Raw genomic sequence first — 24033 nt, 5'->3', positions numbered from 1 at the left:
TTTAAAAATAATGAATCTGGTTACAATGGATGAATGATAAATTATTTGGAAGGGTGTCTTATGGAAAAACAAAACGGGGATATAGTATTGTTCCCAAAATGGAAATCAACATTGGAGAATACAGGTTTTCAGTCTATTCGCGAGAAGCGGTATGAAGACGCAGCAGAAAGCTTTAAGCTGCTTCTTGAGCACCGTGTTGCAACTCATGAAGTAATCACTGGATTATTAATGGCATGGATTGAGCTGGGACACTATGAAGAAGCAGAGAACCTTTGTCAAGAGCAGATGAAAACAGAAGAAGATCACTATTATCAATATCTACATATTTACATTACAATTCTTTTTCAAGATAATCGGTATCAGGAATTAATCAGTCTATTGGATGAAGTATTTGAGACGGAGGATATGCCCCATCAAAGCCGTACTCAGCTTTGGCAAATGTATGAAGTAAGTAAAAAACTCTTACAGGATGTACATAAAGAAGAAAGTGATAAACTGACGTCCGACTTTAAAAGTGCATTAGGGGCCGGTGACTTACATAACCAATGGATAGCGGTCAATCAATTGAAGAAGCAGCCTATTCCGAAGGATGTTTCAGTATTTGAAAGCTCTTTGGTTGATGATCAAGTACACCCCATTATTAAAACCGGGATTATTCAGTGGTTTAGGGATGAGGGCTTCAACAACAAAATCCGGATTAAGAAATTCGGTTCAGAATGGGACGTCACACCCTCTAAATTGAACACATTTCAATCTGACTACATTATCAAGCAGATTCAATTAAGGCTGGGTTCCATTGAACAAAGCAATCCGACAATGTTTGACTTGATTCATAACTTACTTGATCACTACTGCTTCGTCCGTTATCCGCTCTTCCCATCTGAAGATGAAGTGGATTTTGTAGTGGAGGCTTTAAAACAATTGGGACATGAGTATTTGCAGCTTCCTTATAATTATGATGGACATGCTGAAGAAGTTCATAAATATAAGGAAGAAATTGAACTTTGTGAACAGCATTATATGGTTCTTGTAGGGGAATGAAATCGTTAGACTTTTCATAATTCTTTTGAGGGATGGACAATTGTTGAAAGCACGAATCTTTATGTTATAATGTAGTGGTTGCATATGAGATTCGTGTATAGGTAGAATCATAGAATGAAACAATGATCGTCTACTGACGAAAAGGAAATTATAGATGTTGGAGGGAATTTTTATGTCAGCAAAGTGGGAAAAACAAGAAGGTAATCAGGGGACACTAACAGTGGAAGTGCCTGCTGAGGATTTCAACAATGCTTTAGATGAAGCATTCAAAAAAGTAGTAAAGCAAGTACAGGTACCAGGTTTCCGTAAAGGTAAAGTACCTCGTAAATTATTCGAACAACGTTTCGGAGTGGAATCACTTTACCAGGATGCTATTGATATCGTTCTTCCAAAAGCGTATTCAGACGCTGTAGAAGAAACTGGTATCGAGCCTGTAGACCGTCCTGAAGTGGATGTGCAGCAAATCGAAAAAGGAGAGCCGCTTGTATTTACTGCTGAAGTAACAGTAAAACCAGAAGTTAAACTGGGTGAATACAAAGGATTAACTTACGAAGAGCAAAGCACTGAAGTAACGGACGAAGACGTTGAAAACGAACTTCAGCAGCAGCAAGAGCGCCAAGCTGAACTTGTTGTGAAAGAAGACGGTGCAGTTGAAGATGGAGATACAGTTGTTATGGACTTTGAAGGTTTTGTCGATGGCGAAGCTTTTGAAGGCGGCCAGGCTGAGAACTATTCTCTTGAAATTGGTTCTGGTTCTTTCATTCCAGGATTTGAAGAACAGCTGGTTGGTAAGAAAACAGGAGAAGAAACTGATGTTACAGTGACGTTCCCTGAAGAATATCATGCAGAAGATCTTGCAGGTAAAGAAGCTACTTTCAAAGTGACGATTCACGAAGTAAAAGGAAAAGAACTTCCTGAACTTGATGATGAGTTTGCTAAAGATGTAGACGAAGAAGTTGAATCTCTGGATGAACTGAAGAAGAAAACTCGTGAGCGTTTGGAAGAGCAGAAGAAAACAGATGCTGAAAACCAAAAGCGCGACACTCTAGTTCAAAAGGCTTCTGAAAATGCAGAAGTAGAAATACCACAATCCATGGTGGACACAGAACTTGACCGCATGGTCAGCGAGTTTGAACAACGCCTTCAAATGCAAGGCATGACGAAAGACATGTACTTCCAGTTCACTGGTCAAGATGAAGATGCTTTACGCGAACAAATGCAAGAAGATGCAGGCAAGCGTGTGAAAACAAATCTTACACTTGAAGCAATTGCTGAAGCTGAAAATGTTGAAGCTAACGAAGAAGACGTGAATGCTGAGCTTGAAAAGATGGCTTCCACGTATCAGACTGACGTAGCTCAACTAACACAAATGCTTGGCGGTAACACTGACATGGTCAAAGAAGACTTAAAAGTCCGTAAAGCAATTGACGTATTAGCTGAAAATAGTAAACCTGAATAATAAAAATAGAAGACAAGGGGACCTAGTCACCCCTTGTCTTCTCCTATATTTTTCATTCCTTATAAAACTAGTTTTATCAAAGATGATGAATGAATATCTCTTGTTTTTACATATAATATAGATATACCTATCAGTTGACTTCTAAGTTATATGTCTACATAATGAGGTTGATGTAATAGTATTCGCACACCTCTCTATGGGTATTGCTTTTTTGTTTGTCGTTAATCTGGTATGATGGGCAAAAGAAACGGATGCACAGCAGCCACGATTGAGCAGTCGCAATCAACTATTGCGTCATTTTATAAAGGGGTGAAGGTTATGTTTAAATTTAATGAAGAAAAAGGACAGTTGAAATGTTCTTTCTGTGGGAAAAGTCAAGAGCAAGTTAGAAAATTAGTGGCTGGCCCTGGCGTATATATATGTGATGAGTGTATTGAACTATGTACAGAAATCGTAGAAGAGGAGCTGGGCAATGAAGAGGAAGTGGAATTTAAAGAAGTTCCAAAACCTCAGGAAATACGCGGAATTCTGAACGACTACGTCATCGGGCAGGACCAAGCTAAGAAAAACTTATCAGTAGCTGTTTACAATCACTACAAGCGTATTAACGCTGGAGTTAAAAATGATGATGTAGAACTAGCTAAAAGTAACATTCTTATGCTTGGACCGACCGGGAGCGGTAAAACGTTGCTTGCACAGACATTGGCTCGTATTTTGAATGTTCCATTTGCTATCGCAGATGCAACATCATTGACGGAAGCTGGATATGTAGGTGAAGATGTAGAAAACATTCTTCTTAAACTGATTCAAGCAGCTGATTACGATGTTGAAAAAGCAGAAAAAGGGATCATCTATATTGATGAGATCGATAAAGTAGCTCGGAAATCTGAGAACCCTTCCATCACTCGTGATGTTTCTGGTGAAGGTGTGCAGCAGGCACTGCTTAAGATTCTTGAGGGCACTCAAGCCAGCGTTCCTCCACAAGGTGGAAGAAAGCATCCTCATCAAGAATTCATTCAAATCGATACTACTAACGTTCTATTTATCGTCGGTGGTGCATTTGATGGGATTGAGCAGATCATTAAACGCCGCTTAGGTAAAAAAGTTATAGGTTTCGGCTCAGGCCAAGTGGACGTAGACGCAGAGAAAAGTGAACTTTTAACAAAAGTTTTACCAGAAGACCTGCTTAGTTACGGTTTGATTCCTGAATTTATCGGCCGTCTTCCGGTAATTGGAAGCCTGGAGCAATTAGATGAGGAAGCACTCGTTGAAATTCTTACGGCTCCTAAGAATGCATTGGTCAAGCAGTATCAAAAGCTTCTGCAAATCGACCATGTGGAATTAGAGTTTGAAGAAGAAGCACTGCGTGAGATTGCGCGTTTAGCAATTGAACGTAAAACAGGCGCTCGTGGTCTCCGTTCAATCATCGAAGGAATCATGTTAGACGTTATGTACGAACTGCCATCAAGAGATGATATTGAAAAATGTGTCATAACGAAGGATACAGTTGTTGAAGAAAGCAGCTATCCTAAGTTGATTTTGACTGATGGTACGGTAGAAGATGAGAACAAGGAATCCGGTAAAGAGAGTGCTTAATTAAGCCTTTTAACATTTTTCTATTTTTTATGAAAACCGCGCTGCGATCAGTTTGTAGCGCGGTTTCTGCTGTACATAGGTTCTTTTTTAGCATGATTCACGGGCTGCGTGTTTATAATAGAACTAACGCTCGTAGTTTTAAGTACGGCTATAGTCTTTAGACCTATTCCTTACGTTTTACTTTCCACTTGGATTTCTATATGATTAACATACAATTCGCATTATTTGGAGGTGCAATCCTTGTCAGAAAAACATAAAATACAGTTACCCCTCCTTCCTCTTAGAGGTCTTTTAGTGTACCCTTCGATGGTACTACACCTTGATGTAGGTAGAGACAAATCAGTTAATGCCTTAGAGCAAGCGATGATTGAAGACAACGAAATATTTCTCGTTTCACAAAAAGAAGTGAATATCGATGATCCCTCAGCAGAGGATATGTATGATATAGGTACAGTCGCCCGCGTGAAACAGATGGTTAAACTCCCTAACGGAACGAACCGAGTTCTTGTAGAAGGACTTTACCGAGCGAGTGTAGAACATATCCGCACAGGAGAAGAGTTTTATGAAGCGGATGTCGTAAGAGTAGAAGATATCCATGAAGATCATAACGAAGAAGAAGCTTTAATGCGCACTTTGCTCAATCAGTTTGAGCAGTATGTCAAAGTGTCTAAAAAGGTGAGTAAAGAGACGTATAATACCGTAGCGGATGTAGATGAACCAAGCCACCTGGCTGACATCGTCACCTCACATCTGCCAATAAAAATAAAAGAAAAGCAAAGCGTTCTTGAAACTGCTAATGTTAAGCAGCGTTTGAAGCATTTGATCGAATTGATCGGCAATGAACGCGACGTGCTTCAAATTGAGCAAAAAATCGGCCAGCGTGTTAAGAAATCGATGGAAAAAACGCAGAAAGAATATTATTTGCGTGAGCAGATGAAGGCCATCCAAAACGAACTCGGTGATAAAGATGGAAAGTCTGGAGAGGTTTCAGAGCTCAGAGAGAAAATAAAAGAAGCTAATATGCCTGAACGTGTAGAAAAGGTAGCAGAAAAGGAGCTGGGCCGTTATGAAAAGGTTCCACAAAGCTCTGCAGAAAGCTCTGTCATCCGTAATTATATCGAATGGCTGGTTTCTTTGCCGTGGACAACAGAAACTGAGGACAATTTAGATGTGAATCATGCGGAAACCATTCTGGATGAAGATCATTACGGCTTAGAAAAAGTGAAAGAGCGCGTACTGGAGTACTTAGCTGTGCAGCAGCTCACTAATTCGATTAAAGGGCCTATCCTTTGCTTAGTCGGCCCGCCCGGAGTAGGTAAAACCTCTCTGGCCAAGTCAATTGCAAGAGCGATCAACCGTAAATTTGTGCGCGTGTCACTTGGCGGTGTCCGTGATGAAGCTGAAATACGAGGTCATCGACGTACGTATATTGGTGCGATGCCTGGTCGTGTTATCCAGGGGATGAAACGTGCTGAGACGGTAAACCCTGTCTTTTTATTGGATGAAATTGATAAGATGGCAAGTGATTTTCGCGGCGATCCGTCCTCCGCAATGCTTGAAGTACTTGATCCTGAGCAAAACAACACGTTCAGCGACCACTTCATTGAAGAACATTACGATCTATCTAACGTTATGTTCGTCGCTACCGCAAATACGATGAACTCGATACCCGGCCCATTGCTTGACCGTATGGAAGTCATATCAATTGCTGGATATACAGAGGTGGAGAAGCTTCATATCGCTAAAGAGCATTTGCTTCCTAAACAAATCAAGGAAAATGGTTTAACGAAAAGCAAAGTCCAGTTCAAAGATGAAGCGCTATTGAAGTTAATTCGTATGTATACGAGGGAAGCCGGCGTGCGTAATTTAGAAAGAGAATTGGCAGGCGTCTGCAGAAAAGCAGCGAAGATCATCGTCTCTGGCAAGAAAAAACGTGTCGTAGTAACTGAAAATCAGCTGGAGGAGCTTTTAGGGCGCCCTAAATTCCGTTATGGGCAAGCAGAGCTCGAAGATCAAGTTGGAGCTGCAACAGGATTGGCTTACACCTCTGCAGGAGGAGATACGCTATCCATTGAAGTTTCTATTTATCCTGGTAAAGGCAACCTGACCTTGACCGGTAAATTAGGTGATGTCATGAAAGAATCAGCACAGGCTGCGTTCAGCTATATTCGCACACGTGCTGACGATTTGAAGATTGATCGCGATTTTGTTGAAAAGAATGATATCCATATTCACGTTCCTGAAGGAGCTACACCTAAAGATGGCCCTTCAGCCGGTATTACTATGGCTACAGCCTTAGTCTCAGCCCTTACAGGAAGAGCTGTAAAGAAAGAGGTAGGCATGACTGGTGAAATCACTCTGCGCGGCCGCGTGCTCCCTATCGGCGGGCTGAAGGAAAAATCTTTAAGTGCTCATAGAGCAGGACTTACAAAAATCATTATTCCAGCAGATAACGAAAAAGATTTGGATGACATTCCTGAAAGCGTGAGGGAAGGTCTTACATTCATTCCGGTTAAACATTTGGATGAGGTGTTAGAACAAGCTTTAACGGAGGATTCTCATGAAGGTTAACCAGGCAGATATCGTGATCAGTGCAGCGAGTAAAAAACAATATCCTAAAGATCTTATTCCGGAAATTGCGTTAGCTGGCCGTTCCAATGTAGGTAAGTCTTCATTTATCAATAAAATGATTTTAAGGAAAAATCTAGCCAGGACTTCTTCTAAACCAGGCAAAACGCAGACATTGAATTTTTATATCATCAATGATAAATTCCATTTTGTCGATGTCCCAGGTTATGGGTATGCTAAAGTGTCTAAAAAGGAAAGAGCTAAATGGGGAGAAATGATGGAAGAGTATTTCTCAGAAAGAGAACAGCTTCGAGCGACTGCTCTTGTCATCGATATCCGCCATAAGCCGACTGAAGATGACTGTATGATGTATGATTTCCTTAAACACTTTGAGCTTCCTGTGATGGTCATTGCGACGAAACTAGATAAGATAAAAAAAGGTCAAAGGAAAAAACAGCTCCAATTGATTTCTTCAACGCTTCAGATGGAAGAAGAGGATCTGTTGATTCCTTTCTCTGCTGAAACTGGAGAGGGCAAGGATTTAGCATGGAGAAAAATGCTGGAGTATTTAAACATTTGAAAGTAACCACTCCTATTGGGGTGGTTTTTTTCTGAAGGTACGGAGGAGGCAGTCTTATGAATGAACGTAGAGAGATGGTAACCGTAAAGAATCTGAATAAATATTTTGGTGATTTACACGTATTGAAAGACATAAACTTTAAAGTAAGGGAAAGTGAAGTAGTCTGCCTTATCGGCTCGAGTGGATCTGGGAAAAGTACACTGCTCCGGTGTCTGAATTTTTTAGAAATGCTTAACAGCGGCGTCGTAATGATTAAGGGACAAGCTGTAGACCCAAAGAAAAATAACTTAAATGACGTTCGTCAAAAAGTCGGGATGGTGTTTCAGCAATTTAATTTATTTCCTCATAAAACCGTCCTTGAAAATGTTACCGAAGCCCCTATTCAGGTGAAAAAGAAAAAAAAGACGGAGGCTGAGCAAGAAGCCCTGGCCTTACTTAAGAAAGTGGGATTATTAGAAAAAGCGAACGAATTTCCTTCTAAGCTTTCTGGTGGACAGATGCAAAGAGTAGCAATTGCAAGAGCACTAGCCATGAAGCCGGAAATCATGCTGTTTGACGAACCAACTTCTGCTCTGGATCCAGAGCTCGTCGGTGAGGTCCTGCAGACAATTAAAACATTAGCGAGTGAAGGGATGACGATGGTCGTCGTAACTCATGAAATGGGATTTGCCAGAGAGGTCGCCGATCGTGTAGTTTATATGCATGAGGGTAGAATTGTAGAGGTTGGCGAGCCTGAGGAGATTTTTGATCATCCAAAAGAGGAACGAACGAAAGCTTTCTTGAGCTCGATATTATAATTAAAAAGGCCGCCTCTTGGCAAATTGTAAAGTAATTAACTTCATAATTTGAAGAAAATGGTGCATCACATTATCAAAAGGCGTCAGTGCCTTATTAAAATCTTAGTTGTTCCACTAATGCTCCCTATTCTTGAAGACTCAGTTTCGAGACTTTTGTATGAGGATATGGTGACTTCAGGAAACGGATCGCTTTCCGTGGGCATGTGTTGAGCTTCCTCAGGCTTCGCCTTCCGGGATCTCACCTACCATGTACATCCCACAGGAGTCTCACCGTTTTCTAAAGTCACCATCCGATTGGAAGGTGCTCGAAACTATACCAAATTTAAAAATATTAGTAGAAATATTAGAAAAGACCTTGTCACTGGAGTGATAACCAGGAAGACTGTCGTATGCAAAGAAATGTATGGAACTACCTTAAAGCGCAGGTTTTATAACTGAAATTCTATAGCTATACCACCGGAGTTTAGTACTCACATTATTACTTAGAAGGTTCTTTTTACAGCGATTTCGAGAAGAAAATCTATAGTAAGGGCGGCGGGGAATGGGGAGACTCCTGTGGGAAGAGAGGGCTTGGTGAGATCCCGCAGGACGGGATGTCCGAGGAAGCTCACCAAGCTCCCACGGAAAGCGAGCCATTCCCCGCCGCCCTGACCCACTCACCCAATATCTCGAAACTAAGTCTTCCACTATCCTGCCAGTTTGTTCAAGAGCTTTATTCCAAGACTCTATATAAACTTAAACATCCATTCGCATACACCTTTTCTGATTCCAAATATTAATAAGGCTTTGAATGACAATTTGAAGGTGAAAAAGTATAGCATAAAGAAAATGTAGACGAAGTTAAATGCCTGTCTAATTTACTGCAACGTAAGTAATGTCAGCTCGCAAAGCTGATAAAGAACTTTATAAAACAAAAAATGCCTAACAAATTGATAGGCATTTCAGACTGCATTTTCTAGCTGCAATAGGGAATGGAAACTGTTATCCTATAAAAAATATCTCAGACTTATAAGACAGCCTGATTTTATAAAGTGCATCTATTTTCTTTTCATTAAAAATAGTCCTGCTGCAATTAGGACGACAGGCCAAAACTGTTCAATCCAGCCCGTCAATGTATAGAAGAAGCTGAACCAGCCTGGGTTAGATGTAGAGAAAAAGCCGAAACCAGCTAATCCTAGTAATCCTAGTGCTGGTAGAATGCCAGATTTCGTTTTCGAATACTTAAGTAAAAAGCCGATACCGATAATTAAAGGATACATGGCCCAATGATCGATCCAAAATGAATAATGATTCTGCCCGTGAAAATGAACGCCAAGTCCTGTAAGAATAAAACCAGGAAGAATGTTCGTATAATCTTTTGACACATAGCTATGTATCAAAAAGGCGGCCCCAATTATGATAAGAATGGTAGGCCAAGAGTAAAATTGACTGAAATAGGGTATATTTAATTGGCGAAGAAGAAAATAAATTCCGAGACCAATCAATAGATAGCCAGCGAAAGAGTTTTGTTTTTTCAATGATAATTCCTCCATAAATACATAGCTGCAAAATGCTTTTCTTGCGCAATTTGTAATGATTTGTTATATTACAAACGGGTTATAAATTAGACTCGTTCTAAACAAATATCAATGATTAATGATTATAATTTCATCCTAACATAAGGATTTCAAATTCTGTTCATATTTTTTCTCTAAAATTTCATTTTGTTCATGTTATAATGGTGTATATGTAACGGACTAGGAACGTTGAGATGGGGGTATTCGTAGTGCATATTTTAACAATAGGACTAAATTATAAAACAGCCCCTGTGGAAATTCGAGAAAAATTGACGTTTTCTGAAGACCACATTGAAGAGGCGATGCAGAAGCTGAGTGCTCAAAAAAGTGTGCTGGAAAATGTCATTATATCTACCTGCAATCGTACGGAAATTTATGCAGTTGTAGATCAGCTTCATACTGGACGATATTATATTAAGAAATTTTTAGCTGATTGGTTTGAGATGGATAAAGAACAATTTTCTCCATTCTTATCGATCTATGAAGCGGATGGCGCGATGGAGCATTTGTTCCGTGTGACGTCAGGTCTCGATTCCATGGTATTAGGCGAAACTCAAATATTAGGACAAATAAAGCAAGCGTTTCAAAGAGCTCAGGAAGCCGGAACGACGGGAACGATTTTTAACCAGCTTTTTAAACAAGGGGTTACGATGGCGAAAAAGGCTCATAAAGATACAGAAATTGGTGGAAATGCCGTCTCTGTAAGCTATGCCGCTGTGGAACTTGCCCGAAAGATTTTCGGAGATTTAGTTCATAAGCATATTGTAATTGTCGGTGCCGGAAAGATGGGCGAGCTTGCGGCTAAAAACCTGCACGGTTCGGGCGTGAAAAAAGTCACTGTATTGAATCGTACGCTAACCAAAGCACAAGTGGTAGCTGAACAGTTCAATGGGCAGGCTAAAACGATGGACAACCTTGAAGATGTGTTGACGAATGCTGATATCGTGATAACTTCTACAGGTTCTTCAGAATATGTCATGACAAAAGAAAAAATGGAGCCTATTCATAAGAAGCGAAAAGGTAAGCCTCTATTCTTTGTGGATATTTCCGTACCTCGAAATTTGGATCCGGCTATGGAAAACTTAGACAGCGTCTTTTTGTATGATATCGATGACCTTCAAGGAATCGTTGATTCAAACCTGGCAGTGAGAAAGCAGGCAGCCGAAGAGATTGAAATCATGATTGAAGCAGAAATAGTAGCGTTTAAAGAATGGCTGCAGACGATAGGCGTAGTGCCTGTCATTTCAGCTTTACGTGCTAAAGCTATGGGAATCCAGGCAGACACGATGGAAAGCATTGAAAGAAAAATGCCTGAATTAACCGATCGTGAAAGAAAAGTGTTGAACAAACACACGAAAAGCATCATCAATCAAATGCTTAAAGATCCCATTCTTCAAGTGAAAGAACTTAGTGCTAAACCAGATTCTGAGGAATCTTTGCGTCTTTTCACGCAAATTTTCGGCATTGAAGAAGAAGTGGAAAAGGAACTGGAAGAACAAGAGAGAAAAGCACAATCTACCGTAAAGTCGACGGATGAAGAAAATTTCACCTTTCCAGCTCTTCGTAAGATTGTGAATTCATAGGGTGGAGTCAGCGATGTTCGAGCTCAAATGGATTTATGAACTGATCCTTTTACTTTATGGACTGAGCTTAATAGGATATTTTATTGATTTCATTCAAAATAACCGGAAGGCTAATGTGTTTGCCTTCTGGTTACTTAGTTTGGTTTGGGGTTTGCAAACCTTTTTTTTATTGGCACAAGTCTTTGTGCAAGAAAATTTCCCAGTTATGAACGTTTATGATGGGCTCTATTTCTATGCATGGATCCTTGTCACTTTCTCCTTGATTATCAACCGTTTTTTTAGAGTGGATTTTCTTGTGTTTTTTACAAATCTATTAGGATTCCTTGTCATGCTGCTTCATATTTCCACGCGTGCGCAAAGTGTAATGGATGATGAAGGAGTGGCATTGGTTCATGAGATGCTCGTCGTTCATATTATCTTGGCTCTCATTTCTTATGGGTTTTTCACCCTGTCCTTCACTTTTTCACTAATGTATTTATTGCAGTACCGTCTGTTAAAACAGAAACAATGGAATGCTAAACTGTTTCGACTTGGAGACTTGACTAAACTCGATCATTTCTCGTATATAGCTGTCATACTTGGCATGCCTCTGCTATTGATCGCTTTGATTCTAGGAATCACGTGGGGTTATGTTTCTGAAGATACTTTTTATTGGTATGATTCCAAAACATTAGGGTCCATTCTCGTGCTGATCGTCTATGGGGTCTACTTGTTCCTTAGGGTTGTTAAAGGGTATCAGGGCAGAGCCATTTCACTCTTTAATAGTGCGGCATTTCTATTTTTATTGATTAACTTTTTTTTATTTGGATCGTTATCGAATTTTCATTTCTAACCTGAGGAGGATGTAAGGTGCGTAAAATAGTCATTGGCTCGCGTAAAAGTAATTTGGCGATCACTCAAACTGAATGGGTAATCGACCAGTTGAAGAAAGTAGATCCTTCTTATGATTTTGAAATCAAGAGGATTTCTACAAAAGGGGATCGTGTCCTTGATGTGACCTTGTCTAAAGTAGGAGGGAAAGGTCTATTCATTAAAGAAATCGAACAAGCTATGTATGATGAAGAAATAGATATGGCTGTTCACAGTATGAAAGATATGCCATCTGAAGTTGCTGATGGCTTGACGATTGCTTCCATTCCTTTGCGTGAGGATCACAGAGATGCTTTCATTTCAAACGATCATGTAGCATTGAAGGATCTTAAAGAGGGTGCTGTCGTGGGCACAAGCAGCTTGCGCAGAGGCTCTCAAATCAAAGCTTTCCGGCCGGATTTGGAAATTCAATGGATTCGTGGGAATATTGACACGCGGCTGAAAAAACTCAAAGAAGAAGATTTCGATGCGATTGTACTAGCCGCTGCAGGTCTTAAGCGTATGGGCTGGGATGATGAGCTTGTGACCGAATATTTAGAAGAAGATGTATGTGTTTCGGCAGTAGGTCAGGGAGCGCTGGCGCTGCAATGCAGAGAAACAGATACGGAGCTTCTGAATTTCCTTAAAAAAATTAATCATGAGTATACGGAAAAAACGGTGACAGCGGAACGCAAATTTCTTCATGATTTAAATGGAGGCTGTCAGGTTCCTATTGGTGGTTATGCTTATCTTGAAGGTGACGATGTCATTTTGACAGCTCTTGTAGGCAAACCAGATGGCTCGGCTATTCTTCATGAAAGGGTAAAAGGCAAGGACCCTGTAGAAGTAGGCAGAGAAGCAGCTGACCGACTAAAAGCACAAGGTGCTGTAAGCATAGTGGAGAAAGCGAAACAGGAGTACGGGCAGTAATGATCCTTCTAGAAGGCAAGAAAGTGTTAGTAACACGAGCTATAGAGCAATCGGAAGGTCTGCTTTTAAACCTGCAGGAATCGGGGGCTGAAGTCATCCATGAGCCCCTGATTCAATTTCAGTTCAATGAAAACATTAATAATAAATCGATTTTGACTAAACTTCACGATTTCAGCTGGGTTTTCTTAACAAGCTCTAATGGCGTGAAGTTTTTTTTCGAATGGATGAAGAGAAACGATCTCAGCCCCCCTTCCCACTGGCGATGGGCGGTCATAGGTGATAAAACAAGGCAAACGCTCAGGGAGTTCGGTAAACATGCCGACTTTGTACCCGGTCAGTTTGAAGCTGAAGCTATGGCGGAGGAATATTTATCACTGTACAAGCATCCCGGTCCGACTCTATTTGTTCGCGGGAATTTATCAAAAGATACTCTCTTAAAATCATTTAGAGCCAAGGGCGTTCTTTTTGAAACACTAACTGTATATGATACCCTACTATTAAAAGAGTCGAATGACATACTTAACCATTTGAACACGTTGGATGCTCTTACATTTACTAGTCCTTCCACAATACAAGCTTTTATAAAAGTCGTTGAAAATAGAAAAGCAGAAGCCTTTCGTATTCCTTGTTTCTGTATCGGTTCAACGACTGCTAATGAAGCCTGTTCCGAGGGCTTTCAACAAGTGTATTTTCCTGACAGGTTTACAGTGGAGGATATGATTCAGCAAATGATCGATTATTTCACGAAAGAAGGTAAGTGAACATGGAAGATTTGCAATTCAAAAGACATCGCCGCTTGAGAAAAACAGAATCTATGCGCGCACTGGTGCGGGAAACGCACCTGCGTAAAGAAGATCTTATCTACCCTATCTTTGTAGTGGAGGGTGAACAAATAAAAAACGCTGTAGCATCAATGCCAGGAGTGCATCAAGTATCTCTTGATCATCTATCTGAGGAAATGAATGAACTTGAACAGTTAGGCATCCGTTCTGTCATTTTGTTTGGAGTGCCTAATGAAAAGGATGAAGTGGGAAGCCAGGCTTATCACAATGAGGGAATCGTCCAGCAGGCAATTCGTCATGTAAAAGAGGCTCATCCATCTTTAACCGTAATTGCGGATACGTGTTTATGCCAATATACTGATCATGGGCACTGCGGTGTCGTACGAGACGGGGAGATCGCGAATGACGAATCTCTTGAGCTTATTACAAAAACAGCTGTGAGCCAGGCTGAAGCGGGCGCGGATATCATCGCTCCTTCAAATATGATGGATGGGTTTGTGGCAGCAATCAGAAAGGGGCTGGATAATGCAGGGTATAGCCATGTCCCTGTTATGTCATATGCGGTTAAATATGCTTCTGCGTTTTATGGTCCATTTCGTGATGCTGCCCACAGCTCTCCGCAATTTGGTGATCGCAGAGCCTATCAAATGGATCCAGCAAACCGTTTGGAAGCTATGAGAGAAGCCCAGTCTGATGTAGATGAGGGAGCAGACTTCCTTATTGTGAAGCCCGCCTTGTCATACCTTGATATCATGAGAGAAGTAAAGGACCGCTTTAATTTACCGCTGGTGGCTTATAATGTCAGTGGTGAATATTCAATGATCAAAGCAGCCGCAGCTAATGGCTGGGTGAATGAGGAAGAAATTGTGATGGAAAAGCTGACATCCATGAAGCGTGCAGGTGCTGATTTGATTATTACCTACTTTGCAAAAGATGCAGCTGGATATTTAGATAAGTAAAGGAAGAAAGGATGCTGTAAATGAAAAAATTCGAACGCTCTGTCGCCGCTTATAAAGAAGCCGTGGATTTAATGCCTGGAGGAGTGAACTCACCAGTACGTGCATTCAATTCGGTCAAGATGGATCCGATTTTTATGGAAAAAGGAAAAGGTTCGAAAATTGCAGATATCGATGGCAATGAATATATTGATTATGTATTGAGCTGGGGTCCTTTAATTTTGGGGCACGCAGACGATCGTGTCGTCGATTCATTAAAAAAAACGACGGAACTTGGAACTAGCTTCGGTGCACCTACGCAGGTGGAAAATGACTTAGCACAGCTGGTAATTGATCGAGTTCCTTCTATAGAAATGCTTCGGATGGTCAATTCTGGAACAGAAGCTACCATGAGTGCTCTTCGGGTAGCGAGAGGGTATACCGGGCGTGACAAAATCCTTAAATTCGAAGGGAATTATCATGGTCACGGGGATTCCCTTTTAATAAAAGCGGGTTCTGGTGTAGCTACACTAGGGTTACCTGACTCACCAGGTGTCCCGGCATCTATTGCAGAGAATACTATTACGGTTCCTTATAATGATATGGAAAGCGTCAAGTATGTATTTGAGGAATATGGCAAGGATTTAGCAGCTGTTATTATTGAACCTGTCTCAGGCAATATGGGAGTAGTCCCACCGCAAGAAGGCTTCTTGGAGCAGCTTCGTGAAATTACTGAGGACCATGGCACGTTGCTTATTTTTGATGAAGTAATGACCGGTTTTCGTGTCGGGTACGAAAGTGCCCAAGGTCACTTTGGAGTCACTCCTGATATGACTTGTCTCGGTAAAGTGATAGGCGGCGGCCTTCCGGTCGGTGCGTATGGTGGAAAACGAAAAATCATGGAACGTGTAGCTCCTGTTGGCGACATTTATCAGGCAGGAACTCTATCTGGTAACCCTCTGGCAATGACCGCTGGGTATGAAACGTTGAAAGCTATGGACGAAGAAGCTTATCAAAAAATAGGTGAAAAAGTCGATCGACTTGTGGAAGGTTTCAAGGCAGCTGCTGAGAAATACAGCATTCCATTAACCGTCAATAGAGCTGGTTCCATGGTGGGTGTCTTTTTCAATGAAGATCCCGTGGTCAACTTTGAAACAGCAAATGCTTCTAATCTGGACATGTTCGCAAAATATTATCAAGGAATGATTGAAGAAGGTATTTTCCTTCCGCCTTCTCAATTTGAAGGCTTGTTCTTATCCACCGCTCATACTGAAGAAGATATAGAAAAAACGATCAAAGCCGTGGAACAAGTTTTCAGTAATTTATAATTTCGCAAAAGGCTCTGTACTACAAGCCTTCAGCAGTGAGTAAAGCACTCAGATGAAATCAAATCAGCTGAATAGTCACTTATAAAAAATCGCTCTGTTTCGTTTTTTTGTTAAAGCTTAGTCGCTTACATTAAAACAAGTGGAGCGATTTTTATTATAAGAGATTAATTAAACAATGACGCGCGATCGTTGATTGGAAGTGTGATTTTTAACCGTTCTTTCATCGTAATGAGGGCAAGGTGTTTTTAGGAATGGGCTCGCTTTCCTTGGGAGCTTGGTGAGTTTCCTCGAGCTAACGCTCTGCGAGGCCTCATCGATCACTCTCTTCCCACAGGAGTATCGCAATTCCCCGGAGCTCTTAGCGATGATTAAGTGGAACGAAAACTTCCGTTGCGTCCCTCTCCACATGTCGAAGCTGAGTCGATAAAGGAGAAAGTCTACTTCTAAAACGTTCAGGATAGTTCCTTTTTCTTTTCCTAATGTATATCAAAGAAATTCATGCATACGTTTTAAGTAGGTGACTTTGTTGATTAATTAGGGGAGGGAATGGAATACATGCAAAACAATCAGGAATTTACATTTTATTTAGATGAATCTCTGTGGTTCAAGGAAGGACAGGGAGTAAATGAATTATTAGGCATATCATTGGACCCTGATGTATCTATTACAGATTTAGGAGAAGAAGTAAGGCTTCATGGATTTGTCGTGCTGTCTGGGGAATATTTACCGAACCCAGACATTGAGCCATACAGAAACCAAGATGCTATTCCTGTTGGTCGAGTATTGGAGGTAGCCGATGCAGAAGATGGAGTGGCAGAGTTTTCTCATTCATTTCCAGTTGAAATTACTGTAGCCAAAGATCGAGTCGATGATTTAGATAAAGTAGTAATAAACATTGAAAGTTTCGATTACGAATTACCTGAACCTGCAAACTTGAGTCTTCATGCTCAAATCAGCATGATGGGCATAAAACAAGAGCAAACGGCTGCCCCTGAAAAAGACGATCATGAAATGATTACGATTGGCCCTGTCCGGTATACTGAAGAAGAAACGTTGGCTGTAGATGAAGTGGATTTCAATAAAGATACTGGAGAAGAAACCTTGGCTGCAGATGAAGTGGATTTAAAGAAAGATATTGAAGAAGAAACATTGCCAGTTGATGAAGTTTCCTTGTACGAAAATACTAAAGAAGACAGTCTAAGGAATGAACGTTATGAAACTTATGAGGAAAGCAGCAGGAAAGAAAAAACCCAAAGTTTATCAGAATTTTTCTATACAAATGAGAAAGAGATTGAGGAGGAAACTGAATTAGTTGAGGATGAAGATGATTCTGAAACATATGAGGCGGAGAATGTATCAAATGTAGAAGAAGAATCCTCGCCATCCGTCAACGGCTTCAAGCAAATATTCCAACACCTCTTTCCAAATAGAGATGAAACGTATACGCAAATGAAGATGTATATTGTACAAGAGGATGAAACCATTCAAATGATCGCTGAACGCTATGAGGTGCCTGTGAAACAGTTGGAGAAAGTGAATGGGGTAGAAGATGAAGTTTCACCCGGGCAAATTGTTTATATTCCGAATTAAATCCACTTCACTCGGAAAGCTAAGTGAAGACCTATACAGACCCCAAGCAATAAAACGTCAAGTGTGGTAGGAAAGATGACGGTTCTGATCAGCTGATAAATACAAATAGGTAACGTCGCTTTTTCAATGACATAGAGCCAATGACGACACCATGGAGGTAACCGATAACGGTACATTCTACTCATATAGACCACCTCTTTCTTTTAAATTTTAAAAATAGTTGACTTCCTAGTCGCATTCTATATACAATATGAATACTAACTACTATATGTGAAATGCCGTGATTGGGAAGAGTACATCAATCTCTCCTTCAGAGAAGAAAACATGAGCTGAGAGTTTTCTAGGAAAGAGATGGATGGAAGGTCGCCCGGGATGCAGCTTCTTTGAATGTTCAGTAAAAGAAGCCGGTTAAAAGCCGTTATTTGTCATGAAGTGTACAGATGTAAATGTCTGTAAATGAAGGTGGTACCACGGAAACTCAGTCCTTTTCGTCCTTTTTAGGATGAAAGGGATTTTTTTGTTTTACAGCAGTGTATGATTTGAAGGAGGAAATGAAATGGAGCATGAAAATCTGTCAATGCCGACGAAGTATGATCCGGCAGAAATTGAAAAGGATAGGTATCAATATTGGGTAGATGGTAAATTCTTTGAAGCCGATGGGGATAAGAGTAAAGAGCCTTATACGGTCGTCATCCCACCGCCTAACGTCACGGGGAAACTGCACCTTGGTCATGCCTGGGATACTACATTGCAAGATATTCTGACGCGTGTGAAGCGCATGCAGGGTTATGATGTGCTATGGCTGCCGGGAATGGACCATGCAGGTATCGCTACGCAAGCTAAAGTAGAAGCTAAACTGAAAGAGCAAGGAACGTCCCGGTATGATTTAGGGCGAGAGGCTTTTCTTGATAAGTCTTGGGAATGGAAAAAAGAATACGCTCAGTTCATTCGAACGCAATGGGAAAAGCTAGGGCTTGGATTAGATTATTCCCGCGAAAGGTTTACCTTAGATGAAGGGCTTTCTGAAGCTGTAAAAGAAGTCTTTGTGAAACTTTATGAAAAGGACCTTGTTTATCGGGGAGAATATATCATTAACTGGGATCCATCCACGCAAACGGCGCTTTCTGATATCGAAGTGGAATATAAAGATGTCCAGGGTGCATTCTATCATATGCGTTATCCATTAAAAGATGACGAGGGATCGATAGAAATCGCTACGACACGTCCGGAAACGATGCTTGGAGATACGGCGGTAGCCGTGCATCCTAAAGATGAGCGATATAAACATTTGATCGGCAAAAAAGCGGTGCTTCCTGTCATCGGACGTGAGATTGAAATTGTAGCGGATGATTATGTTGATATGGAGTTCGGTTCAGGAGCTGTGAAAATTACTCCGGCTCATGACCCTAATGATTTCGAAATCGGTAACCGCCATAACTTAGAGCGCGTACTCGTTATGAACGAAGACGGTTCTATGAATGAAAATGCCGGCAAGTACAAAGGGATGGATCGCTTCGAATGTCGTAAGCAGCTCGTTAAGGATCTCGAAGCTAGCGGTGTTCTTTTTGAGATTGAAGAGCATATGCATTCGGTTGGTCACTCGGAAAGAAGCGGAGCTGTTGTAGAGCCATATTTGTCCACTCAATGGTTTGTTAATATGGAACCCCTTGCTAAAGAGGCGATCAAATTACAATCCGGCGATGATAAAGTCAGCTTTGTTCCTGACCGTTTTGAAAAAACTTACTTGAACTGGATGGAAAACATCCGTGACTGGTGTATTTCTCGTCAGCTTTGGTGGGGGCACCGCATTCCAGCATGGTATCACAAAGAAACAGGAGAAATCCATGTAGGGAAAGAAGCTCCTAAGGATATCGAAAATTGGGAACAGGATGAAGATGTACTTGATACATGGTTTTCATCCGCATTATGGCCTTTTTCTACAATGGGATGGCCTGATGAGAACAATGAAGATTTCAAACGGTACTTCCCGACGAACGTGCTAGTTACAGGCTACGATATTATTTTCTTCTGGGTAAGCCGCATGATCTTCCAGTCGATTGAATTTACAGATCGACGTCCATTCGAAGACGTACTGATCCATGGCCTCGTAAGGGATGCGGAAGGCCGTAAGATGAGTAAATCTCTCGGAAACGGTGTAGATCCAATGGATGTCATAGAAAAGTATGGGGCAGACTCCCTTCGCTATTTCTTATCCACAGGATCATCACCAGGACAAGATTTGCGCTTTCAGTGGGAGAAGGTAGAATCGACGTGGAATTTTGCGAATAAAATTTGGAATGCGTCTCGTTTTGCTTTAATGAATATGGGCGATCTTAAATATGAAGACATCGATCTCTCAGGTGAAAAATCTGTAGCCGATGAATGGATTCTGACTCGCTTAAATCAGACCATTGAACAAGTCACAAAGAATATTGATCGCTATGAATTTGGTGAAGCTGGACGCCACCTATACAACTTTATTTGGGATGAATTTTGTGACTGGTATATAGAAATGGCTAAATTGCCGTTGTATGGAGAAGATGAAAAGAGAATTCATACGACTCGCTCCATTTTAGCTTATACGCTGGACCAGATAATGCGGATGCTTCATCCATTCATGCCATTTATTACTGAAGAGATCTGGCAGCATTTGCCTCATAAAGGGGAGTCCATTACTCAAGCAGCATGGCCGCAAGTGGTCAAAGAATTTCACAGTGAGCAGGCAGTATCCGAAATGAATCGATTGGTCTCTATTATTCGTTCGGTAAGGAATATCCGTGCCGAGGTAGATACACCGATGTCTAAAGAGATCCAGCTTCTTATTCAGGCGAAAGATGAAGAGGTTATCAAGGAATTAGAGAAGAATCGCAGCTACCTAGAGCGTTTTTGCAATCCAAGCGAACTTACCATCAGGACAGACTTGCAAGCTCCGGAAAAGGCTATGTCAGCCGTCGTAACAGGAGCTGAGCTTTATTTACCTTTAGCTGGCCTGATCAATATCGATGATGAGATTAAGCGTCTCGAAAAAGAATGGGATAAATGGGACAAAGAAGTAAACCGTGTACAGAAAAAGCTGGCGAATGAAGGCTTTGTCAGTAAAGCTCCAGACCATGTCGTCGAAGAAGAACGTAATAAAGAAAATGATTATTTAGATAAACGATCGAAAGTTGAAGCAAGGATGAAAGAATTGAAAGCTTAAAAGGGAAAAGGAGGGTATTCAAAGGAATACTCTCCTCTTTTATGATACAAAAAAGTGAGGGATATCAGTGAATTACGAAGACTCTATCCAATGGATACACTCAAGAGAGAAGTTTAAATTCAAGCCAGGATTAAAAAGAATGGAATGGATGATGGAGAAGCTGGGCCATCCGGAGAAACAGTTGAACTCCATACATATCGCAGGAACGAATGGAAAAGGATCGACTGTTTCATTTCTTAGAAATTTACTTCAGAAACAAGAGTATACCGTAGGGACTTTCACCTCTCCATACATCGTCCGATTTAATGAAAGAATGAGCATAAACGGAGATCCCATTTCAGATTACGAACTTGCCGATATAGTTGAGATGGTGAAACCACTCGCTGAGGAAGCGGGCCAAACTGAACTTGGGGAGCCTACAGAATTTGAAGTCATTACGGTAATAGCTATCCTGTATTTTAAAAATAAAGGCGTAGATTTTGCAGTATTTGAAACTGGGTTGGGCGGCCGCTATGATTCCACGAATGTCATACATCCGTTAGTGGCGATCATTACGAATATAGGTAAAGACCATACGCATATCCTCGGAAATACTTTCGAAGAGATTTCCTATCAAAAAGCAGGGATCATAAAGAAGAAAACACCGGTCCTGACTTGTGTAAAACAGAAGGAGGCCCTTGAGGTTATAAAAAAAGAAGCAGCACTTCAACAGGCGGACCTCTTGATTGATGGGGAGGATTTTTCAGCTGAGTATTACGGAAGTTCAAGTGATGGGGAAGTTTTTACTTTTCATATGAAAACGTACGACTCACCAGAGCTCGTCTCGAATTTGAAGGGAGTTCACCAGGTGGCTAACGCTTCTCTTGCTCTTGGGGCTATCGAACAATTAAGGAAGATGGGCTTTCTTATTCAGCAAGATTTTTACCCTGAAGCTATATCGGCAACAACTTGGCCGGCTCGATTTGAAACAGTTCAGGAGGATCCTCGCGTTATTTTGGATGGAGCCCACAATGAAGAAGGAACTGAAGCTTTAGTAAGTACCATTGAAAATTACTTCCCGAACCAGACCATTTACCTATTATATGCGGCAGTGGAAGGGAAACCGGTCCATAATATGTTAGAAAAGCTGCAGCCCATTGTTAAAGAAGCATGGTTCACACAATTTGATTTTCCAAAATCGCTTAAGGGCAGAGATTTAGAAGCTGAATCAATGATTGAACCCGCACATGTGGAAGAGGATTATAGAGAGGCTCTTAATCAAATACTTGGAAAAATGACAGGGAAGGATGTCCTAATAGTTTCGGGATCTTTGTATTTTATTTCCGATATAAGGAAATGTTTTGAATAAAAAGTATGGCTATGATAATATGATAATTGTTTGAATATTCTTTTACTATTGTAGCGAGAGGGTGCAGCTCTATTGATAACTAAACGAAAAAAGCTCGCCGTTTATGCCTCCTGGTTAGTCATTTGGCCAGCCGCGATCTACATACTTTTTTCGAATACACCATTAGAGCTTGCAGATTACAAAATAGATATTTTCGGATTCATCGTTCTTGCCTCAGTAGTGGCTTTATTTCCATTGTTGATGGGAGACCATCCTGTTTTCTTAACGAACGTAGTCAGCTTTGCTGCTTTTCTGTATTTCGGCCTCCTGGTAGAGATACTTGTAATACAGGCAGCGATCTTATTTCTTATGCTAAAGCTCGGAGTGGGACGGGTTGGTTTCTTTCGTATCCCTTTGAATATGCTCATGTTTCTAGTTATTTCGTTAGCCTCTGCTTATGTATATATTCTGCTGGGTGGAAGCCACGGAAGTGACGCTTTAAGTTCCGGAAACGATGCCATCCCAGTAGTTGCGTATGTCGTTACTCACGTAGTAGTCAATCAGCTGCTCCTTCAGTTCATCTGGAGGTATTTGTATGGCCGGAAGCAAAATCTTTTGGACAACGGGGTGCTGTGGGAATTAATAAGTTTAATATTGATATCACCCGTAGGACTTATGCTGTATTTTGTTTACACAAAAATCGGTCCGTCTGCCATTTATTTGATTGGTTTTCCTTTTTTACTGCTTTCTATCACTTTAAGACAATTCCATAAAACGAGTCAGGTGAATTACTATTTACAGACTACTGGCGAAATTGGTCATGAACTTACAGGCAGCCTCGGTGTGAAAGAAGTGTTAGATGTCTTTGTTATGAGGGTAACTGAGCTGCTTCCGGTTGATTATATGTATGTTTTTGACGTGACACATGGCAACTCGCTAAAATTAATTAGATATTACAACCGGTTTCAGCAGGATGAAATTCCTGACCTTAACCTGGTAGAGAATCAAAGCATCAGTGGAGATACATGTAAGCGTGGCAAAGGTAAGCATTACCATAACAGAAAAAAGTGGAGACATTTGAGCAACTCTTATACTCCGGAGAATGCTGAGAGCGTTTTGTCTATTCCGATCAGCCGTCAAAACGAAATAGTGGGTGTAATTACAATGTACTCGACCAGTCCTCGTGCGTTCTTTAAATATCAGTATATGATATTGAACATACTGGGTGGTTACTTAGCAGTAGCCATCGAAAATGCTAGGAACTATAAAAAGACTAAAATGGAGAGCGAGCGCTGTCCTTTGACGTCATTGTATAATTATCGATATTTTGAAAACTATCTGCAAATATTAACAGATGAGTGGGCAAATGAACAAACGAGTCAACCGGTCTCCCAAATTTTATTAGATATCGATCACTTTAAGTCTGTGAACGATCAGTATGGGCATGAAGCGGGGAATGAAATTTTATGCGAACTGGCTGTCCGACTAGAGCAAGTGATTGGCGAACTTGGAACTGTGGCACGTTATGGCGGGGAGGAATTCGTTGTTTTGCTTCCAGGTATGACGATCGAAGAATCACTTCCTATGGCTGAGGAGATCCGGCAAACGATTATTGAAAAACCCTTCACCGCATATGAGCATATCTTAAAGGATAGAGAGCCCGCTAGCATCCGTATATCTGCGAGTATCGGAGTAGCATCCTATCCTGAACATTGTGAGGATATTCTTGAATTAACCCGTCATGCAGACCGGGCAATGTATGTAGGTGCTAAACAGAGGGGACGAAATCGAGTAGCCAGTTATGAAAAGTTGAAACAAGATGCTGTTACATAAGCTAATTCACATGATAAAAACTCTTAAAAATGAAAGTAGTATCTGAATAGACCCTCATAAAAATCTCCCTTTTTCGTTTT

18 protein-coding genes and 1 other annotated feature are annotated in these 24033 nt (G+C 41.0%); of the genes, 16 read left to right on the top strand and 2 right to left on the bottom strand.

Translation table 11 applies throughout. The features are described 5' to 3' along the window. The first annotated feature begins 60 nt into the window (after positions 1–60). The 6 genes from O2Q26_RS03670 to O2Q26_RS03645 all read left to right on the top strand — a co-directional run bounded on the left by O2Q26_RS03670 (position 61) and on the right by O2Q26_RS03645 (position 8041). On the top strand, positions 61–1041 hold the full coding sequence (locus O2Q26_RS03670; protein ID WP_289214600.1) for a tetratricopeptide repeat protein: 981 nt from the start codon (positions 61–63) through the stop codon (positions 1039–1041). 172 nt (positions 1042–1213) lie between these two features. After that, positions 1214–2500: a trigger factor gene (tig, locus tag O2Q26_RS03665; protein WP_253934470.1), complete on the top strand. Its 1287-nt coding sequence runs from the start codon at positions 1214–1216 to the stop codon at positions 2498–2500. A gap of 318 nt (positions 2501–2818) precedes the next feature. Beyond that, positions 2819–4096 (top strand): ATP-dependent protease ATP-binding subunit ClpX, encoded by a 1278-nt coding sequence (gene clpX, locus O2Q26_RS03660; RefSeq protein ID WP_253934469.1) that lies wholly within the window; start codon positions 2819–2821, stop codon positions 4094–4096. Positions 4097–4402: 306 nt separating this feature from the next. Further along, positions 4403–6667: an endopeptidase La gene (gene lon / locus O2Q26_RS03655; RefSeq protein ID WP_390216556.1), complete on the top strand. Its 2265-nt coding sequence runs from the start codon at positions 4403–4405 to the stop codon at positions 6665–6667. After that, positions 6657–7244: a ribosome biogenesis GTP-binding protein YihA/YsxC gene (gene yihA, locus O2Q26_RS03650; RefSeq protein WP_253934467.1), complete on the top strand. Its 588-nt coding sequence runs from the start codon at positions 6657–6659 to the stop codon at positions 7242–7244. Before lon ends, yihA begins: the two co-directional genes overlap by 11 nt. 74 nt (positions 7245–7318) lie before the next feature. Then, positions 7319–8041, top strand: coding sequence for an amino acid ABC transporter ATP-binding protein (locus tag O2Q26_RS03645; RefSeq protein WP_390216588.1), 723 nt, complete (start codon positions 7319–7321; stop codon positions 8039–8041). Between the two features lie 1037 nt (positions 8042–9078). Here the strand turns inward: O2Q26_RS03645 and O2Q26_RS03640 are convergent. Beyond that, positions 9079–9558: a LiaI-LiaF-like domain-containing protein gene (locus O2Q26_RS03640; RefSeq protein WP_289214597.1), complete on the bottom strand. Its 480-nt coding sequence runs from the start codon at positions 9556–9558 to the stop codon at positions 9079–9081. A gap of 248 nt (positions 9559–9806) precedes the next feature. On the opposite strand from O2Q26_RS03640, the gene hemA reads away from it, so the two are divergent. From hemA to spoVID, 7 genes are all read left to right on the top strand, one after another. Next, the gene (hemA, locus tag O2Q26_RS03635) at positions 9807–11180 is read left to right on the top strand and encodes a glutamyl-tRNA reductase (protein WP_289214596.1); all 1374 of its coding nucleotides are present in this window, start codon (positions 9807–9809) and stop codon (positions 11178–11180) included. Between the two features lie 13 nt (positions 11181–11193). Continuing rightward, the gene (locus O2Q26_RS03630) at positions 11194–12012 is read left to right on the top strand and encodes a cytochrome c biogenesis protein (protein ID WP_289214595.1); all 819 of its coding nucleotides are present in this window, start codon (positions 11194–11196) and stop codon (positions 12010–12012) included. A gap of 17 nt (positions 12013–12029) precedes the next feature. Beyond that, positions 12030–12959 carry a hydroxymethylbilane synthase gene (gene hemC / locus O2Q26_RS03625; protein WP_289214594.1) on the top strand — a complete coding sequence of 310 codons (930 nt, stop codon included), beginning with the start codon at positions 12030–12032 and terminating at the stop codon, positions 12957–12959. Further along, a complete protein-coding gene (locus O2Q26_RS03620) occupies positions 12959–13720 on the top strand; it encodes a uroporphyrinogen-III synthase (RefSeq protein WP_289214593.1) in 762 nt (253 codons plus the stop codon). The genes hemC and O2Q26_RS03620 overlap by 1 nt, the downstream gene beginning before the upstream one ends. A gap of 2 nt (positions 13721–13722) precedes the next feature. Next, positions 13723–14700 (top strand): porphobilinogen synthase, encoded by a 978-nt coding sequence (gene hemB, locus O2Q26_RS03615; protein ID WP_289214592.1) that lies wholly within the window; start codon positions 13723–13725, stop codon positions 14698–14700. 20 nt (positions 14701–14720) lie between these two features. Next, entirely contained in the window at positions 14721–16004 is a 1284-nt protein-coding gene (hemL, locus tag O2Q26_RS03610) for a glutamate-1-semialdehyde 2,1-aminomutase (RefSeq protein ID WP_289214591.1), read from the top strand. 555 nt (positions 16005–16559) lie between these two features. Beyond that, a complete protein-coding gene (spoVID, locus tag O2Q26_RS03605; protein ID WP_289214590.1) occupies positions 16560–17594 on the top strand; it encodes a stage VI sporulation protein D in 1035 nt (344 codons plus the stop codon). On the opposite strand, the gene O2Q26_RS03600 is transcribed toward spoVID, so the two are convergent. Continuing rightward, positions 17591–17779 carry a YszA family small membrane protein gene (locus O2Q26_RS03600; protein ID WP_253934457.1) on the bottom strand — a complete coding sequence of 63 codons (189 nt, stop codon included), beginning with the start codon at positions 17777–17779 and terminating at the stop codon, positions 17591–17593. The genes spoVID and O2Q26_RS03600 overlap by 4 nt on opposite strands. 86 nt (positions 17780–17865) lie before the next feature. Next, positions 17866–18093: a binding site (T-box leader), on the top strand. A 57-nt stretch (positions 18094–18150) separates the two neighbouring features. Between O2Q26_RS03600 and O2Q26_RS03595 the strand changes: the two genes are divergently transcribed. The 3 genes from O2Q26_RS03595 (at position 18151) to O2Q26_RS03585 (ending at position 23953) form a co-directional block, all read left to right on the top strand. Then, entirely contained in the window at positions 18151–20793 is a 2643-nt protein-coding gene (locus O2Q26_RS03595) for a valine--tRNA ligase (RefSeq protein ID WP_289214589.1), read from the top strand. 67 nt (positions 20794–20860) lie between these two features. Then, entirely contained in the window at positions 20861–22141 is a 1281-nt protein-coding gene (locus tag O2Q26_RS03590) for a bifunctional folylpolyglutamate synthase/dihydrofolate synthase (protein WP_289214588.1), read from the top strand. A 72-nt stretch (positions 22142–22213) separates the two neighbouring features. Further along, positions 22214–23953 (top strand): sensor domain-containing diguanylate cyclase, encoded by a 1740-nt coding sequence (locus O2Q26_RS03585; RefSeq protein ID WP_289214587.1) that lies wholly within the window; start codon positions 22214–22216, stop codon positions 23951–23953. The last annotated feature ends 80 nt before the right edge of the window (positions 23954–24033 follow it).

The organism is Halobacillus campisalis (genome assembly GCF_030345335.1).
Lineage (GTDB): Bacteria > Bacillota > Bacilli > Bacillales > Halobacillaceae > Halobacillus_A > Halobacillus_A campisalis.
Note: the sequence above shows the minus strand (reverse complement) of the source record. Positions and strands in the feature narration are given on the sequence as shown.